At 74.3% G+C, this 16216-nt stretch carries 15 protein-coding genes; 3 read left to right on the forward strand and 12 right to left on the reverse strand.

Annotation, left to right across the window (positions count from 1 at the left end; translation table 11 throughout):
* Positions 1–75 precede the first annotated feature (75 nt).
* Entirely contained in the window at positions 76–576 is a 501-nt protein-coding gene (locus MOX02_RS10555; RefSeq protein ID WP_147025749.1) for a Fur family transcriptional regulator, read from the forward strand.
* A 10-nt stretch (positions 577–586) separates the two neighbouring features.
* Here the strand turns inward: MOX02_RS10555 and MOX02_RS10560 are convergent, their stop codons facing one another.
* Complete coding sequence (locus tag MOX02_RS10560; RefSeq protein ID WP_147025750.1) at positions 587–2092, reverse strand: exopolysaccharide biosynthesis polyprenyl glycosylphosphotransferase; 1506 nt, start codon at positions 2090–2092, stop codon at positions 587–589.
* 236 nt (positions 2093–2328) lie between these two features.
* Entirely contained in the window at positions 2329–2664 is a 336-nt protein-coding gene (gene hmuQ / locus MOX02_RS10565; protein ID WP_147025751.1) for a heme-degrading protein HmuQ, read from the reverse strand.
* A gap of 440 nt (positions 2665–3104) precedes the next feature.
* On the opposite strand from hmuQ, the gene MOX02_RS10570 reads away from it, so the two are divergent.
* Positions 3105–3509: a helix-turn-helix domain-containing protein gene (locus MOX02_RS10570; protein WP_147025752.1), complete on the forward strand. Its 405-nt coding sequence runs from the start codon at positions 3105–3107 to the stop codon at positions 3507–3509.
* Positions 3510–3592: 83 nt separating this feature from the next.
* Here the strand turns inward: MOX02_RS10570 and MOX02_RS10575 are convergent, their stop codons facing one another.
* The 4 genes from MOX02_RS10575 to cbiE are packed head-to-tail and all read right to left on the reverse strand — an operon-like array spanning position 3593 to position 7333.
* A complete protein-coding gene (locus tag MOX02_RS10575) occupies positions 3593–4921 on the reverse strand; it encodes a cobyrinic acid a,c-diamide synthase CobB (protein WP_147025753.1) in 1329 nt (442 codons plus the stop codon).
* A complete protein-coding gene (cobM, locus tag MOX02_RS10580; RefSeq protein WP_147025754.1) occupies positions 4918–5694 on the reverse strand; it encodes a precorrin-4 C(11)-methyltransferase in 777 nt (258 codons plus the stop codon). Before cobM ends, MOX02_RS10575 begins: the two co-directional genes overlap by 4 nt.
* Complete coding sequence (locus MOX02_RS10585; RefSeq protein WP_147025755.1) at positions 5691–6110, reverse strand: cobalamin biosynthesis protein; 420 nt, start codon at positions 6108–6110, stop codon at positions 5691–5693. The genes cobM and MOX02_RS10585 overlap by 4 nt, the downstream gene beginning before the upstream one ends.
* Positions 6089–7333, reverse strand: a complete 1245-nt coding sequence (gene cbiE, locus MOX02_RS10590) for a precorrin-6y C5,15-methyltransferase (decarboxylating) subunit CbiE (protein WP_147025756.1) — start codon at positions 7331–7333, stop codon at positions 6089–6091. The genes MOX02_RS10585 and cbiE overlap by 22 nt, the downstream gene beginning before the upstream one ends.
* Between cbiE and MOX02_RS10595 the strand changes: the two genes are divergently transcribed.
* On the forward strand, positions 7332–8066 hold the full coding sequence (locus MOX02_RS10595; RefSeq protein WP_147025757.1) for a cobalt-precorrin-6A reductase: 735 nt from the start codon (positions 7332–7334) through the stop codon (positions 8064–8066). The genes cbiE and MOX02_RS10595 overlap by 2 nt on opposite strands.
* 62 nt (positions 8067–8128) lie before the next feature.
* Here MOX02_RS10595 and cobJ read toward each other — a convergent pair whose 3' ends face one another.
* From cobJ to cobW, 6 genes are read right to left on the reverse strand one after another with little or no spacing between them, the layout of a single operon-like run.
* Positions 8129–8896 carry a precorrin-3B C(17)-methyltransferase gene (cobJ, locus tag MOX02_RS10600; RefSeq protein WP_147025758.1) on the reverse strand — a complete coding sequence of 256 codons (768 nt, stop codon included), beginning with the start codon at positions 8894–8896 and terminating at the stop codon, positions 8129–8131.
* Entirely contained in the window at positions 8893–9678 is a 786-nt protein-coding gene (locus MOX02_RS10605; RefSeq protein ID WP_147025759.1) for a precorrin-2 C(20)-methyltransferase, read from the reverse strand. Before MOX02_RS10605 ends, cobJ begins: the two co-directional genes overlap by 4 nt.
* Positions 9678–10310, reverse strand: a complete 633-nt coding sequence (locus MOX02_RS10610; protein WP_147025760.1) for a precorrin-8X methylmutase — start codon at positions 10308–10310, stop codon at positions 9678–9680. The genes MOX02_RS10605 and MOX02_RS10610 overlap by 1 nt, the downstream gene beginning before the upstream one ends.
* A 10-nt stretch (positions 10311–10320) precedes the next feature.
* Complete coding sequence (gene cobG, locus MOX02_RS10615; protein ID WP_147025761.1) at positions 10321–11757, reverse strand: precorrin-3B synthase; 1437 nt, start codon at positions 11755–11757, stop codon at positions 10321–10323.
* A complete protein-coding gene (gene cobN, locus MOX02_RS10620) occupies positions 11754–15167 on the reverse strand; it encodes a cobaltochelatase subunit CobN (protein ID WP_147025762.1) in 3414 nt (1137 codons plus the stop codon). Before cobN ends, cobG begins: the two co-directional genes overlap by 4 nt.
* Before the next feature lie 11 nt (positions 15168–15178).
* Positions 15179–16213, reverse strand: a complete 1035-nt coding sequence (gene cobW / locus MOX02_RS10625) for a cobalamin biosynthesis protein CobW (protein WP_147025763.1) — start codon at positions 16211–16213, stop codon at positions 15179–15181.
* Positions 16214–16216: the final 3 nt, after the last annotated feature.

Genomic DNA, 16216 nt, shown 5'->3' on the forward strand with positions numbered 1-16216 from the left:
CCGGGATCGGGCCGGAGCCCTATAGTCCCGGCTGATACACTGTAACACCCTCGGAGTTCAATCGGGACGGGCGCCGTGACGGAGCACAGTCATCATCACGCGGGCGGGCACGACGGCCCGGGCTGCTGCGGCGGGGACGTGATCGAACGGGCCGAGCGCCTGTGCGGCGAGCGCGACCTGCAGTTCACGCGCCTGCGCCGGGACGTGCTGCGGGTCGTGGCGGAAGCCGGCAAGCCGCTCGGCGCCTACGACATCGCGGAGCGCCTGAGCGGGGCGGGGCGGCGGGTCGCCGCGGTCTCGGTCTACCGCGCCCTCGATTTCCTGACGGAGCACGACCTCGTCCACCGCATCGCGAGCCGCAACGCCTTCGTTCCCTGCGCCCACGCGCACGGCGAGGGGGCGGGCCTCGTCTTCATGATCTGCCGCAGCTGCGGCGGCATCGACGAGACCACGTCCCCGGAGATCGAGGACCAGCTCGGCCGCACCCTGGCGCGCGCCGGCTTCCGGCCCGCGAGCCGCATCCTCGAGGTCGAGGGCGAGTGCGAGGCCTGCCTTCAGCGCGAGGCCGCCTCCTGAGCCGCCTGCCTCAGAACGCGTTCCGGTAGGCTCGAGGCGAGATGACCGTCTGGACGATGATCTGCATGTCGAACCAGATCGACCAGTTGTCGATGTAGTGAAGGTCGTGCGCGACGCGCCGCTCCATGTCGAGGTCGGTCAGCGTCTCTCCGCGCAGGCCGTTCACCTGCGCCCAACCCGTGATGCCGGGCTTCACGTTGTGGCGGCGGGCGTAGAGCGCGATGCGCCGCTCGAAGCTGCGGTCATGGGCGAGCGCGTGCGGGCGCGGCCCGACGAGCGACATCTCGCCGAGCACCACGTTGAGGAGTTGCGGCAGCTCGTCGATGTTCGAGCGGCGCAGCATCGCGCCGATGCGGGTGATGCGGGAATCGTTGCGCGTCGCCTGCCGGAAGCCCGCATTCTCCTCGACCTTCATGCTGCGAAACTTGAAGACGTCGAAGGGCTGCTGGTTGAAGCCGTAGCGGCGCTGCCGGAAGAAGACCGGACCGGGGCTGTCGAGCTTGATCAGCACGGCCACCGCCGCCATCAGCGGGGCGAGGAGCGCCAGGGCGGTGAGCGACAGGGCGAGGTCGAAAGCGCGCTTCAGCAGGATCTCGCCGATGTTGAGCGGGCGCCGCCCGATGTTGATGCCAGAGAGCCGCCCGACGCGGGCGATCTCGAGGTCGGGAAAGCGGTCGAGCACCGCGCCCGGCCGCAGGTGGAGGGCGGCCGGAACCCGCAGGAAGGCGTCGATGCAGCGCTCGACCTCGGCATTGTCCGCCCAGGGCACGAGGATGAAGACGTCGTCCGGGCGCAGGAAGCGCACCACGGAGACCGCTAGGTCGAGGTCCTCGGAGAGCTGGGCCTGGCGCGCCGCCTCGTCCGCCGTCGCGTCGACGCGGCGCAGGTAGCTCGTGCCGATCACCCGGAGGCCGAGCGCGTCGGCGTCGTTGCTCGCGTAGAAGCGTGCGATGTCCTCCTCGAAGCCGACCAGGTGCACCCGGCTGACGGAGGCGGAGGCCGGCGTGATACCCTTGCGCACGAGGGCGATCATCGCCGCACGCATGCTCAGCATCGCGGGCAGCCCGAGGACGAACAGGGTGACGGCGACGACGCGGGAGAAGTCGGTCGTGGTTTTCGTGGCGAAGCCGAACACCAGCACCACCGCCCAGGCGACCAGCCAGAGCGTGGCGGCGCGGCGCAGGTGCGGGCGCCGCGCCAGCGAGGTCTCGATGCTGTACTCCTCGCGCACGAGGTTCGTGAGGAGGACGAACAGGGCGACGAGGCCCGAGATGCGCAGGCTGCGGATCTCCGAGCCCGGGATCAGCGTGCCGGCCTGGGCGTAATAGTAGACGACTTCGATCGCGAGGCCGAGGCCGCAGATGGTCAGAACATCGGCGAGCGCGACGGTCGCCGAGATCCCGAGGCGGAAGGCGGCTCGGCTCCGGCGCGGCAGGAGCGCGGCCCAGACGTTCCTGCGCCGGCCGTCGGCCGGGCGGACGCTTTGATACGTCTCGGGAAGGCGATCCTGAAACATCGGGCGCTCTGTTCCGTCGTGAGCCAAGCTCTGTCCCGGACTGATACGGATCTCGGATCCGTCCGGGCTCTCGAGGACATCCGAGCAACGTTCGGACCTCGGACGGTCCTGCTCAGATCGGTTGCGCCCAACTCGATAACGCTCTTACTGGTTGCGTATTCGCCGCGCAATCCGCGCGGCGAGACTGTGAAACGAGGTCTCCGGGCCGGCCTATTCCGAACCCGGCACGGCGCCGGTCAGGCGGCGTCCGCCTCGCCGGCGCGAGCGACGGTCTGGATCGTCTCGAAGCCCTCGAATTGCGGATGGCCGAGATACAGCGGCTTCGTCGTCGGCACCCGGCTGTGGGCCTTGCGGAACTGCTCGGAGCGGGTCCAGGCCTCGAAATCGGCCCGCGAGCGCCAGATTGTGTGGGAGGCGTAGAGCACGTGGTCCTCGTGCTCGGGCCCGCGCAGGAGCTGGAACTCCACGAAGCCCGCCATCTCGCCGAGGTGGCTGTCGCGCCCGAGCCAGACCTGCTCGAATTCCTGTGTCGCGTCCTTGACCACCTTGAAGCGGTTCATGGCGATGAACATGGGCGGGTCTCCTGCGCTCCGGATGACGAGGCCGGGTCTCCCGGCCGTTCGATCCCGGGAAGCCTATCCTCTGTCGCGGATCGCGCGAAGTCCGACGCATCGCCGCGAGTGCGTGAATTGCGCATCACCTGTCCGCGACTCAGCATTCCTCACAGGCGAAAAGACGCGGCGGCGCCGAGGCATGACTTGCAATCTGCCTGAGCTTCGTGGTCAAGTTGTTGCGGGGGCAACCTTCATGCGAGCCGAGATCCGCCTCGACCGTCACCGCCCGGTGATCAGGTCTGGGCGCCGGGCTTCGCGGAAACCGCAATGGTTTTCCGTCGAGACCCGCGAGATCTCGAAGCTCCGACAGCGGAAGGAACGCCGTCTCAGGACACGAGCACGTCTCGCCGGAGGTCCGGCGGCGGGCGAGCACCTCAGAAGAAGGACCGTGTTGAACGATGATGCCCAAGCAGACCACCGACGTGGACCGCCTTGTCGGTCTCCGCATCACGGCGTTGCGCAAGGCCCGCGGCATGAGCCAGACGGCGCTCGGCACCGCGGTGGGCGTGACCTTCCAGCAGGTGCAGAAGTACGAGAAGGGCCAGAACCGCGTCGGCGCCGGCCGCCTGCGCGAGATCGCCCGCCTGCTCGAAGTGCCGGTCTCGGCCTTCTTCGAGGAGAACGACGCCAGCGGCCAGCCGCAGGAGGACGTGTTCGGCTTCCTCAGCGCCCACGGCGCCATCGAGGTGTTGCGCGCCTACGCGGCCATCCAGGACGACCAGCTCCGTCGGGACGTCCTCGCCATCGTCCGCACGGCCTCCCGCCTTGGCCAGGGCACCCCGTCCGTCGAAGCCACGGCCTGATCCGCCTCACCGGCAGGATCAAGGCCGTGCAATCGGGCATCGCATCCCGAAGGCCGCCGTCCGCGCCGGTCCGGGTCGCGCCGTCAGCCTGCCGCCCGGGTCCCGATGAGGTGGAAGAAGCTGCCGCTGACCCGACCGCGCCGGTGACCGGCCGGCCCGAGCGGCCTGCCCTCGGCATCCGTGACCTGCGCGAGCGCTTCCGGTAGCGCGGGAGGCTCGGTCAGCTCGCTCGCGTAGTGGAATTCGTGGCCGACGAGCCGCGCTCCCGCGCGGCCGAGGATGCCGTCCTCGAGGAGCGTCGCCACCCGGTAGCCGAGATGGAGCCGGCGCGCCTTGTAGGAGGTGGCGACCGGCAGGAGCCCCGCCATGGCGTGGGTCTGCCCGGCCGCGTCCTCCAGGCTCTCGCCGAGCACCATGTAGCCGCCGCACTCGCCGTGGACCGGCTTCGCGGCCGCGAAGTGCCGCAGCCCGGCGAGGAAGCGGCCGGACGCCGCGAGGCGCGCCGCGTGCAACTCGGGATACCCGCCGGGCAGCCAGCAGGCGTCGCAGCTCTCCGGCGGCGCCTCGTCGGCCAGAGGTGAGAAGGGCACGATCTCGGCGCCCATCGCGCGCCAGCCTGCCACCATGTGCGGGTAGAGGAACGTGAAGGCCGCGTCGGAGGCAACGGCAACCCGCTGGCCCGGCGGGCGCGGCAGCCCTCCGGCGCTTGCGGCCGGCGGTCCGGCGCCGCCCGCGAGGGCGCGGATCGCGTCGAGGTCGAGACCCGCTTCCGCGAGGTCGGCGAGATGGTCGAGCCGGGCATCGAGGTCGGAGGTCTCGCGCGCCTGGACGAGGCCGAGATGCCGCTCCGGCAGAACGAGGCTCGCGTCGCGCGCGAGCGCCCCCAGCACCGGCATCCCGATCCGCGCGAGGCCCGCCTCGACGAGCCGCCGGTGGCGCGGGCTCGCGACCTTGTTGAGCACCACCCCGGCGATCCGCACCCGAGGATCGTAGGCGGCGCAGCCGAGCGCCACCGCCGCCGCCGATTGCGCCGCGCCCGAGACATCGAGGACGAGCAGGACCGGCCAGCCGTAGCGGGCGGCGATGTCGGCGTTCGCCCCGGTGCGGCCCTCTCCCGCCACGATCCCGTCGAACAGGCCCATCGAGCCCTCGGCGACGACGAGGTCCGCCTCGGCCGCGGCGAGCCGGGCGACCGCGTCGAGGAGCGCGCCGTCCATCGCGAAGCTGTCGAGGTTGAAGCTCGGATGTCCCGTGGCCGCCTGGTGGAAGGCGGGATCGATGTAGTCGGGCCCGCACTTCGCCCCCCGCACCGCCACGCCGCGCCGGGCGAGCGCCCGCATCAGCGCCAAAGTCACGGTGGTCTTGCCGGATCCCGAGCGCGGGGCGGCGACGAGGAGCCCGCGAGCGCTCACGCCGGCGGCCTCCCGGATCCCCGAGCCCGGAACCGGCGGTCGTAATCCGGCGCGTAGAGGGCGCTCTCGCGGAAGTCGCCGGGCGCGAGCGCCGGGCCGACGAGGATCAGCGCCGTGCGCTCCAGTCCCGCCTCGGCGACGGCGGAGGCGATGCCCGCGAGCTTGGCCGTGATCACCCGCTCGTCGGGCCAGGTGGCGCGGAAGACCACGGCGGCCGGGCATTCGGCGCCGTAGAACGGGACGAGCTCCGCGGCGACCTGTTCGATGACGTGGATCGAGAGGTGGAGCGCCAGCGTCGCGCCCGTCGCGGCGAAAGTCGCGAGGGTTTCCCGCTCCGGCATGGCGCTGGCGCGGCCCGAGGTCCGGGTCAGCACGACCGACTGGGCGAGGCCGGGCACGGTCAGCTCCCGCCGCAGCACCGCGGCGGCGGCCGCGAAGGCGGGCACGCCGGGCGTCACCGTGTAGGGAATGCCGGCCGCCTCCAGGCGGCGGGTCTGCTCGGCGAGCGCGCTCCAGATCGAGAGGTCGCCCGAGTGCAGGCGGGCGACGTCCTGCCCCGCCGCGTGGGCGCGCGCGCACTCGGCCACGATGGCGTCGAGGTCGAGCGGCGCCGTGTCGACGACCCGCGCGTCGGGCGGGCACCAGCGCAGGATCTCGGGCGCCACGAGGGAGCCCGCATAGAGGCAGACGGGGCAGGCGGCGATCAGGTCGCGGCCGCGTACCGTGATGAGGTCGGCAGCGCCCGGTCCGGCGCCAATGAAGTGGACGGTCATGGGGAATCGGGAGGCGCGGCCAGGGCGCAGGTGGCCCCGGCGCTGGCGATGCGGGGAAGGACGAGGCGGGCGCCCGGCCCGGCCGCGGCGAGGGCCGCCGCCTCGGCGAGCGAGCCGACGCCGCGCAGGGCCTCGATCCGCGCCGAGCGGGTGAGGACCCGGGCGCCGGCGGCGGCGAGCTCCCGCGGCGACACGGGCGTTGGGGCCAGTGCGAAGACTTCGGCGGCGGCGCGCAGGGCCGGCTCCGCCGCCCGATCCTCCGCGGTGGCGAGGGCGCGAAGGCGCGACTCGGCGAGGCCCGTCTCGGCGAGCGCGCGCCGGACCAGGGCGACGATCTCGGCGCTAGCCGTCCCGCGGCGGAAGCCGATCCCGGCGACGAGGGGCGGGGAGGCGCTCACGGCCTCGTCCAGACCCACTGGGTCACCGGCATGGCGGCGCGCCAGCCGTGCATCCCGCCGACCGGGTCGGCCCGGGCGACGGAGAGGCGGCGCAGCGCGCCTCCCGTCTCGGAGAAGGCACCGAGGAGCGCCGCCTCGCCTTCCAGGGTCACCGCGTTGGCGACGAGGCGCCCGCCCGGGGGCAGCGCCTCCGCGGCCCGGGCCAGGAGACCGGGCTCCGAGACGCCGCCGCCGACGAAGACGGCGTCGGGCGGCGGCAGGCCGGCGAGGGCGGCCGGTGCAGCACCCTCGACCACCGCGAGGTCGGGGACGCCGAGGCTCTCCGCATTGCGGCGGATGCGGGCCGCGCGGTCCGGGCGCGCCTCGACGGCCACTGCCCGCATGGCGGGGTGGCGCAGCATCCACTCGATGGCGACGGAGCCGGCGCCGCCGCCGATGTCCCAGAGGCGCTCACCGAGCCGAGGGCGGAGGGCGGCGAGCGTGACGGCACGGATCTCGGCCTTGGTGAGCTGCCCGTCGCTCTCGAAGGCCGCGTCGTCGAGACCGGGCGCGAGCGGCAGCACCCAGGCGCCGGGCTCGGCCGCGACCTCCACCGCGAGGGTGTTCAGCGGGTCGATCCCGTCGAGATCGAAGCCCACAGCCGCGGCGGCGCGGATGCGTTCGCGCGGCCCGCCCATCGCTTCGAGCACCGTGAGGCGCGAGGCCCCGAGGCCGCGCTCCGCCATCAGGGCGGCGACGAGGCCCGGCGTCGTGCCGTCCCAGGACAGGACGAGGAGTCGGGCGCCGGGCTGGAGATGGGGCAGGATGCGCGTGAGCGCGCGGCCGTGAAGGGTGAGGCAGGCGCACTCGGCGAGCGGCCAGCCGAGACGGGCGCAGGCGAGGCTGAAGGCGGAGGGCTGCGGGAAGGCGCGGATCTCGGCCGGCGGCACCAGCCGCGCGATCTCGGCACCGATGCCGTAGTGGAACGGGTCGCCGGTGGCCAGGATGCAGGTCGGCTCGCCGCGCCGCGCCAGAACCTCGGCGTAGGCGCCGGCGAACGGGCTCGGCCAGGGCCGCGCCTCGGCGGCGAGGGGGGCGGCGAGCGCGATGTGGCGCTCTCCGCCGTAGACGACACCCGCCGCGTCGAGGGCCGCGCTCGCGGCCGGAGAGAGCCCGGCGCGGCCGTCCTCGCCGATCCCGACGAGGGTCAGCCACGGCTCCCGGCTCGACACCGGCGCGGCGCTATCGGACAAGGCGGCCATGCGCATCCTCATCCTCGGCGGCACGGGCGAGGCGAGCGCCCTGGTGCGGGGCCTCGCGGGCAGCGGCCATGCCGTCACCCTGTCGCTCGCCGGGCGCACCGCCACGCCGAAGCGCGAGGCCGTGCCCACCCGCGTCGGCGGCTTTGGCGGCCCGGAGGGGCTTGCGCGTTATCTCGCCGAGAGCGGCATCGACCGTCTGGTCGACGCGACGCATCCCTTCGCCGCGCGGATCTCGCGCAACGCCGCCGCGGCGAGCCGTCTCGCGGGGGTGCCCCTGCTCGCGATCCGCCGACCGCCGTGGGAGCGACAGGCAGGCGACGACTGGCGCGAGGCCGCGAGCGTCGCCGAGAGCGTCGCCTGCCTCGGCGAGGCGCCCGTGCGCGCCTTCCTCACGGTCGGCCGGCTGGAGCTCGCCGCGTTCGAGGCTGCGCCCCAGCACGACTACGTGGTTCGCGCGATCGAGCCGGTGGCGGAGGTGCTGCGCGTCCCGCACCTGACGGCGATCGCGGCGCGGGGGCCCTTCGACGCGGCGGCGGAGGCGGCGTTCCTGCGCGGCTCCGGCATCGACGTGCTGGTCAGCAAGAATTCCGGGGGAGATGCGACCTACGGCAAGATCGCGGCGGCGCGGGAACTCGGCATCCCGGTCGTGATGGTCCGCCGCCCGGACAAGCCCGAGGTTCCGGCGGTCGAGAACGCGGAGTCGGCGCTGCGAGTTCTTCTCGGCACGACGTAGCGTGCGGGTGGCCTCTTCCGTCCGGGAGAGGTGGGGGCGGTGCGGATCCTGCGCGGCCTTCATCACACCCGCTCCGTCGGCACGCTGCGCGGCGTGTAGACGAAGGGGCGCTCGCCGGGCCCACGCGGGATCAGCCTGGTGCCCGAGGCGCCGATGATCACGAGGGTCGCCATGTCGGCGGGCGCCTCCCGTGCCTCGCCGAGCGTCATCACGCGGATGGCCTCGTCCGGCCGCGTCACGGCGCGGGCGAAGGCAACCGGCGTGTCGGCGCTGCGGATCTCCAGGGCGAGGCCGAGAGCTGCGCCGAGCTGCCAGGGGCGGGCCGAGGAGATCGGATTGTAGAGCGCGATCACGAAGTCGGCCCGCAGCGCCGCCTCGAGACGGGCGGTCACGATCTTCCAGGGCTTCAGGTTGTCCGACAGCGAGACGGCGCAGAAATCGCCCCCCATCGGCGCGCCGAGGCGCGCGGCGGCGGCCAGCATCGCGGTGATGCCGGGCTCGACCGTGATCGCGAGCCGGCGCCACGCGGGCTCGCCGTCTTCCACCGCCTCGAACAGGGCGGCGGCCATGGCGAAGACGCCCGGATCGCCCCCCGACACCACGGCGACGTGCCGGCCCTCCGCCGCCAGCGTCAGCGCGTGGCGGGCGCGGTCGACCTCGACGCGGTTGTCGCTCGGGTGGCGGGTGAGGCCCGGCCGCTCCGGCACGCGGGCGACGTAGGGGATGTAGCCGATGAGGTCCGTCGCTCGCTCCAGGGCGGCGCTGGCGGCGGGGGTGACGAGGCCCGGGTCGCCGGGGCCGAGGCCGACGACGGTGACGCTGCCGCTCACGGCCTGCGGCCCTCGCCGGGCACCAGCACCATCGAGAAGTAGGGCGCCTCGTCGTCCGCCTTGCGGGCGAGGGGGATCACGCGCTCGCCCTTCATGGTGCCGCGCTCGACGTAGACCGCCCGGTCGAGGAGCCCGGCCTCGGCGAGGGCTGCGCGCACCTTCGGGAGGTGACGGCCGAGCTTCATCACCACGGCCGCGTCGGTGCCGCGCAGGCGCTCGGCGAGAGCGGCCCGCCCGAGGGTCGCCGGCAGCACGGTGAGCACGTCGTCGCCCCAGGTGATCGGGGTGCCGGCCCGCGTCCAGCAGCCGGACATGCCGGTGACGCCCGGCACTACCTCCACGGGGAAGCGGTCCTTCAGGCGCCGCCAGAGATGCATGAAGGAGCCGTAGAAGAAGGGGTCGCCCTCGGACAGGATCGCCACGTCGCGGCCGGCGCCGAGATGGTCGGCGAGCTTGCCCGCAGCGTCGTCGTAGAAGCCCGCGAGCGCCGCCACGTAGTCCGCGTGGTCGGGGGCGAGCTCGGTGGTGTAGGGGTAGACGAGGGGGAACTCGCGGGCGGGGTCGCGCAGGATCGCGTCCGCGATGGTGCGGGCGTTGCCGCGCCGACCCTTCTTGCAGAAGTGCACGAGCACCGGAGCCCGCTCCAGCACGCGCACGGCGCGCACGGTCAGGTAGTCCGGGTCGCCTGGGCCCATGCCGACGCCGTAGAGGGTGCCGGTCGTGACGAGGGCGGGCGCCTCGGCGGCGGGCTCGTCGGTGAGGAGGCTGTCGCGCGCGTCCATCACTCGACCTCGCTCGCGAGCGCGTTCACCGCCGCGGCCGTCATGGCGCTGCCGCCGCGCCGGCCGTGCACCACGACGAAGGGCACGCGCCCGTCGCGCGCGAGCGCCTCCTTGGATTCGGCCGCGCCCACGAAGCCGACCGGGATGCCGATCACGGCGGCCGGCGGGCTCACGCCCTCGTCGAGCATCTCGAGGAGCCGGAACAGGGCGGTCGGCGCATTGCCGACCGCGACCACGCTGCCGGGCAGATGCTCGCGCCACAGCTCCATCGCGGCTGCCGAGCGGGTGGTGCCGGCCTCCGCGGCGAGTCCGGGCACGCGCGGGTCGCCGAGGGTGCAGATGACGGGATTGCTGGCGGGCAGGCGCGCGCGGGTGACGCCGTCGGCCACCATGCGCACGTCGCACAGGATCGGGGCTCCGGCCCTGAGGGCGGCCTCGCCGGCCTCGGCGAAACCCTCCGACATCTCCACGTCGGCGGGCAGGTCCGTCATGCCGCAGGCGTGGATCATGCGCACCACGACGCGCTCGGCTGCCCCGCGGAAGCGGGCGAGGTCGGCCTCGGCGCGGATCATGGCGAAGGAGCGGGCGTAGATGGCCTGCCCGTCGCGCAGGTAGTCGAGGCGCGCGCTCATCGGTCGTAACTCACAGGTCGGAACGTGGGATGGCAGGGACCCCGAACTCTCGGTCGAGGCCGTGCGCGGAATCCGCCCTCCTTACGCGTTCGAGCGCCGCCTCGAAAGTCAGTTGCAGAGCCGGCTCGTCGCCGGGACCTCCGCCGAGAACGATCCCGTAGCCCCCCGCCTGCCCGACCAGGGTGAGATCCGAGCGGCCCGGTCTGGCGCAGCCCTTGGCGCAGCCGGACACGTGCATGGTGAGGCCGCGGGCGGCGAGCGCCCGGAAGGCGTCGGCCAGACGGGCGGCGTCGCTGAGTGCCGATGTCGCGCCCGAGGCGCAGGCCGGCGCGCCGGGGCAGGCGGCGACCGCGCGGCGGGGATCGTCGGGAGCCACGATGAAGCCGGCGGCGGCGAGATTCGCGAGGGCGACCTCGGCGGCGGCGGGATCGGGCGCCGCCAGCACGAAGCCGCGGGTGGAGGAGAGGCGGATTTCGGAGGCTCCGAGTGTTGCGGCAATCCGCGTCAGGGCATCGAGGGAGTGGCCGTCGCAGCGGCCGAACGGTGCCTCGAGGGCGAGGATGGTGCGAGTGGCGGAGAGGGTGAGGAGGCCGGCCGCAGGCGGCAGCCCGCTCTCCCGGGCCCGGTCGCCGTTTGCCGCAACGGACCCCCTCTCCCGTTCGGGAGAGGGCTGGGGTGAGGGGTTCGCGTTGTCCGGAGATGTCGCGCCCCTCACCCGGTCCACGTCCCGCGAACCCGACCTCTCCCGGACGGGAGAGGTGAGGCAGGCCGCGGCGCGCATGAGAGCGTGGCGCTCGTCCGGGTCGAGGTCGCGCACGCGCCGCCGTCCCGTGCGGGCGAAGGCGGCCAGCAGATCCGCCACCGCGCCGGCCGCTTCCGCCTCGGCGATCTCACCGATCCGGTCCGGCCCGTCCGCGCTGGCGAGGGCGAGCGCGACCCGGCCGTCTGAGCCCGCGGTCAGGACGATGTCGGCCTCGGCCTCGCCTGGCCCGAAGCGGCCGCCACCGTCGAGGCTCACCAGGGTTTTCGCGGGCAGCCCTGCGATCGGGCGTCCCGTTGCCTCGATCGCCAGCGCCAGCGCCGGCACGTCGATCCGCTCCTCCGGTTCGAGGCCGGCGAGCGGACTCGCCAGCGTCAGCCGCTGCGGGCCGCCGTCGCCCCGCGCGTCCCCGAGGCCGGCCGCTTCGAGGCAGGCGACGAGGGCGCCGCGCGTCGCCTCCGTGACGCCGCGGATCTGCAGGTTCGCGCGGGCCGTCACGTCGATATGGCCGTTGCCGAAGCGGCGCGCGGCCTCGGCCACGGCGCGCGCCTGCGCGAGGCTCAACCTGCCCTGCGCCGGGTGGACGCGGGCGAGCAGCCCGTCGCCGGTGGCCATCGGCCGGGCGAGGCCCGGGCACCAGCCGCGCCGTGACGCGGCGGCGGGAAGGACGCGGCGCGCGAGGCTCATTCGGCCGCCTCCGGCATCAGCGCGTCGGGGGGCATGGCGTTGCGGCGGCTCTCCCAGAGGCCGCGCCGCCGCGCCTCCTCGAACCGCTCCAGGATGGCGCGCGTCGCGGCCGGGTTCGCCGCCGCGATCCGCTCGAAGGTCTCGGGGTCGGCGATCCAGGTGCCGTAGAGATGGTCGAGGTCGGCGCCGCGCACGGCGTCCGTCGTGGCGGCAAGCACGAACACCGCGTCGATTCCCTGCGCCAACTCCTGCACGCCGCGGTAGCCGTGGCGGAGCTGGGCGGCGATCCAGCGCGGTTCGGCGAGCCGGCCGCGGATCAGGCGCGCCACATCCTCGCGGGCGGTGCGCGCCTTCGGGCGCTCGGGGTCGGCGACGTCGAGGCTGAGGAGGGCGGGCCGTACCCCCTGGGCTGCTGCGGCGGCCGCGAAGCCGCCCATGGCGTCGGCGCCCGCGTCGCCGTCGAGGAGGTCGCGCTCGGCCACGTCGAAGGCGTGGACGTAGGCGTCGGCCCGCGCCACCCGCTCGGCGAAGCCCGCATCCATCCCCTCGGCGTCGCCGTAGGCGTAGGAGGTCGCGGCGAGGTAGGCGGCGCCGAGATCGTCGCGGGTCTCCCAGGCACCGTCGAGGGCGGTCTCGGCCGCGCCGGCCCCGTACTGGCCGGGGGCGGCGCCGAAGACGCGCGCGGTGGCCTCGCCGCGGCGCCGGGCAGCCGCCAGCGGGTTCTCCGCATCCTCCTCCTCGTCGCGGGCGGCCACCGCGCGGGCGGCCCGGTCGAGGAGCGCCAGCGTCTCCGGGAAGGTGTCGCGGAAGGCGCCGGAGACGCGCACCGTCACGTCGATGCGCGGCCGGTCGAGGAGCGCGAGCGGCAGAACCTCGAAGCCGGTGACGCGGGTGCTCGCATGGTCCCAGACCGGGCGCACGCCCATCAGCGCGAGCGCGTGGGCGACATCCTCGCCGCCGGTGCGCAGGGTCGGCGACGCCCACAGGTCCATGACGATGCGCGACGGGTAATCGCCCTCGTCCTGCAGGTAGCGGCGGACCACCGCCTCGGCCGCCTTGGCGCCGAGCGTCGCGGCGGCCCGCGTCGGCAGGGCGCGCGGGTCGAGAGTGGTGAGATTGCGCCCCGTAGGCAGCACGTCGGTGCGCCCGCGCGAGGGCGAGCCTGCGGGGCCGGGCGGCACGAAGCGCCCGTCGAGCGCCGCCAGCAGGCCGAGCCGCTCGGCCTCGGCGCAGGCGCGCCGCTCGGGCTCGGTGCCCTCGGAAGCGCGGCCGAAGACGTGGAGCCCGTCGCGGAAGGCCGTCTCGGCGAGGTCGCAGAGATGCGCGTCGAGGGCGGTGAGGGCGTCCTCGATCGGCGTGTCGGCCGCGATGCCGGCGCCGTCGAGGAGGCCCGCCGCCTCCGCGTCCTCCAGGATCGCCCGCGCGATGATTGCGGCGCGGCGCGGATCGAGCACGCTCGCGGACGAATATTCCTCCACGAGCTCGCGCAGGCGCGCTGCCGCGGGCGACAGCTCGGCCCGCTCGATCCGTGGGGTCAGATGGCCGAGCGCGATCCCGCCGAGGCGCCGCTTCAGGGGCGCGGCCTCGCCGGGATCGTCGACGACGAAGGGGTAGATCACGGGCAGCGCGCCGACCGCGAGCGCCGGCCAGCTGACCGGCGAGAGGGCGACCACCTTGCCGGGCAGCCACTCCGTGGTGCCGTGGGTGCCGAGATGGATCAGCGCGTCGAAGTGCCGGCGCAGCCCGAGATGGAAGGCGAGGTAGGGGTGGCTCGGCGGCTCGTCCGGGTCGTGGTAACCGGCCTTTCGGTCGCCGCCCCGGCCCCGGTCGGGCTGGAGGAAAATTTCGAGGCCGCCGGCCGCACGGCTCGACGCGCCCTCTCTGCCGCTCGGGAGAGGGCTGGGGTGAGGGGTGCGACAGATCCGGATCGACCTGGATCCCTCACCCTGTCCCTCTCCCGTGTGGGACGGGGGACCTGCGGCCGACCTGAAGCGGAACGCCCCGTCGATGAGCGCCGGATCGCTCTCCGGCGGTCCCCAGCGGGCGCTCAGGGCCTCGCGTGCCTCGGGCGGCAAGGTTGCGAGCCATGCCCGGTAATCGTCGAGCGGCACGGCGAAGGTCGGCTCGCCCTCCGTCAGCGCCCGCATCAGGGCGTCCGCGTCCGGCATCGGCCCGACGGCATAGCCCGCCGCCGCGAGGTCCGCCGCGATGGCTCGCGCGCTCTCCGCCGTGTCGAGGCCGACCGCGAAGCCCGCCCGCCCGCCGCGGGCCGGATAGTCGGAGAGGACCATCGCGAGGCGGCGCTCGGCACGCGGCCGGCGCGCGAGGCGGACCCAGGCGGCGGCCCGGTCGGCGAGGGCGGCGATGCCTTCCGGATCCGGGACCGCCCGCCGCTCGACGTAGCCCTCGATCTCGGGCGCCTCCTCCTTGAAGGAGATCGGGAATCCGGAGAGCCGCCCGTCGAATTCCGGCAGCGCCACCTGCATGGCCAGGTCGGCCGCGTTCAGGCCGCGGGAAGAAGCCGCCCAGGCGGCGCGGGGCGCGCCGACCGTGAAGCCCTGCAGGATCGGGCAATCGGCGCCATCAAGGACGAAGCGCGCGTCCTCGCGCGCCGAGAAGGCGGTCGTCGCCACCACGATGTCGGGGCGGCGGGCGGCGAGGAGCGCGCGCAGCGGTTTTAAGGCCGCGGGGTCCTTGAGGCTCGACACCGCGACGACGGCGCTGCCGATCCCGCGCGCCCGGAGCGCCGACGCGAGCGCGGCGACCGGCTCGGTGTCCCCGCCGAGGACGGCGGAGCGGTAGACGAGGAGGAGCGCCATCGGAGAGCCGGCGGCCGCGAGGGTCGTCTCGACGGGGATCGGCCCGCAGCCCGGGCACCACCCGAAGCCCCGCGGCAGCGGCTCCGGCGGCTCGACCGCGACGGGCCGGCCGATCTCGGCCGCGAGGCGCCCGAGCATCCGGCGCAGGTTGTCGGGCCCGCCCGCGCGGAAATAGGCGTCGAGATCGGCGGAGAGGCCCGGCACCGTCCCGTAGGCGTCGAGGCGCGGGTCCGGCCGGTCGTCGCCCGGCAGGACTGCCAGCGCCACCCCGTTGGCGACGGCCGCGGCGTGGGCGCGCTCGATTCCGTAGCGCCAGTAGTCGAGGCCCCCGAGGCAGCGGATCACCACGATCCGGGCGCGGGCGATCACGCCGTCGACGTAGAGGTCCACCGACATCGGGTGGCGCAGGCGCGCGAGCTTGGCGAGCCGCAGCGTGGGCGCGTCCGGTCCGGCCGATGCGTGGGCGGCGGCGACGCCCGCGAGATCGGAATCGGTGAAGGAGAGGAAGACGATGTCGCCCGGCGCTTGCCCGAGATCGACCGCCGCCTCGCCCTCGTCGAGGGAGACCGTATCGATGCGGACGAGGTGCATGGCGGCTTATATCATCCGGCGAGCGCCGCGGCGACCGCGTCGCGGTCGAAGCCCTTGAGGCCGATCACGACGAGGCGGCCGTCGCGGGGTTCCGTGGCGCGCCAGGGCCGGTCGAAATGGTGGGCGACGCGGGTGCCGACGCCCTGCACCACGAGGCGCATCGGCTTGCCCTCGACCTCGGCGAAACCCTTGATGCGCAGCACGCCCGCGGTCTCGGCGGCCTTCTCGACCCGCGCGGCGAGGTCGGCCGGCGTCCGCGCCGGGCGGACCGGCAGGGCGACCGTCTCGAAATCGTCGTGGTCGTGGTCCTCGCCCTCGCCGTGGTGGGAGGGGCGCGCGTCGAGGTCGTCCTCGGCCGCCGCGTTGAGGCCGAGAAGGACCCGGGCGTCGATGGCGCCGTGGGCCGTCTCCACCACCTTCACGGCCCGCGGCAGCTGGCGCTCGATCTCGGCGCGCACGCCGGCGCGCTCGGTCTCCGAGAGCAGATCCGCCTTGTTGAGCACCACGAGGTCGGCGCAGAGGAGCTGGTCCTCGAACACTTCCTCCAGCGGATTCTCGTGCTCGACGCTGGCGTCCGCCGCGCGCTGGGCGGCGAGCGCGTCCGGATCCTCAGCGAAGGCGCCGGAGGCGACCGCCGGCCCGTCCACCACCGCGACGACACCGTCGACCGTCACCCGCGAGCGGATCGCCGGCCACTGGAACGCCTGGACAAGGGGCTTCGGCAGGGCGAGGCCCGATGTCTCGATCAGGATGTGCTCTGGCGGCTCCGACCGCTCCAGCAGGGTGTTGAGGGCAGGCACGAAATCATCGGCGACGGTGCAGCAGATGCAGCCGTTCGGCAGCTCGACGATGGCCTCCTCGGTGCAGCCGGGCACGCCGCAGGCGGCGAGGAAGGAGCCGTCGAAGCCGACATCGCCGAACTCGTTGACGAGGATGGCGAGGCGCCGCCCGCCCGCGTTCTCCATCACGTGGCGCACGAGGGTCGTCTTGCCGGCCCCGAGGAAGCCGGTGACGATGGTGCAGGGGATCTTCTCGACGATGCTCATGGG

The sequence above is a fragment of the Methylobacterium oxalidis genome (assembly GCF_007992195.1).
In the GTDB taxonomy this organism is placed as follows: domain Bacteria; phylum Pseudomonadota; class Alphaproteobacteria; order Rhizobiales; family Beijerinckiaceae; genus Methylobacterium; species Methylobacterium oxalidis.

Bases quoted from the DNA above. Each gene is read 5' to 3' on its own strand.
- cobN (WP_147025762.1), bottom strand. From the start codon at position 15,167: ATGCACCTCGTCCGCATCGATACGGTCTCCCTCGACGAGGGCGAGGCG.
- MOX02_RS10560 (WP_147025750.1), bottom strand. From the start codon at position 2,092: ATGTTTCAGGATCGCCTTCCCGAGACGTATCAAAGCGTCCGCCCGGCC.
- MOX02_RS10610 (WP_147025760.1), bottom strand. From the start codon at position 10,310: ATGAGCGCGCGCCTCGACTACCTGCGCGACGGGCAGGCCATCTACGCC.
- cobW (WP_147025763.1), bottom strand. From the start codon at position 16,213: ATGAGCATCGTCGAGAAGATCCCCTGCACCATCGTCACCGGCTTCCTC.
- cobM (WP_147025754.1), bottom strand. From the start codon at position 5,694: ATGACCGTCCACTTCATTGGCGCCGGACCGGGCGCTGCCGACCTCATC.
- hmuQ (WP_147025751.1), bottom strand. From the start codon at position 2,664: ATGTTCATCGCCATGAACCGCTTCAAGGTGGTCAAGGACGCGACACAG.
- MOX02_RS10595 (WP_147025757.1), top strand. From the start codon at position 7,332: ATGCGCATCCTCATCCTCGGCGGCACGGGCGAGGCGAGCGCCCTGGTG.
- MOX02_RS10570 (WP_147025752.1), top strand. From the start codon at position 3,105: ATGATGCCCAAGCAGACCACCGACGTGGACCGCCTTGTCGGTCTCCGC.
- MOX02_RS10605 (WP_147025759.1), bottom strand. From the start codon at position 9,678: ATGGACGCGCGCGACAGCCTCCTCACCGACGAGCCCGCCGCCGAGGCG.
- cbiE (WP_147025756.1), bottom strand. From the start codon at position 7,333: ATGGCCGCCTTGTCCGATAGCGCCGCGCCGGTGTCGAGCCGGGAGCCG.
- cobG (WP_147025761.1), bottom strand. From the start codon at position 11,757: ATGAGCCTCGCGCGCCGCGTCCTTCCCGCCGCCGCGTCACGGCGCGGC.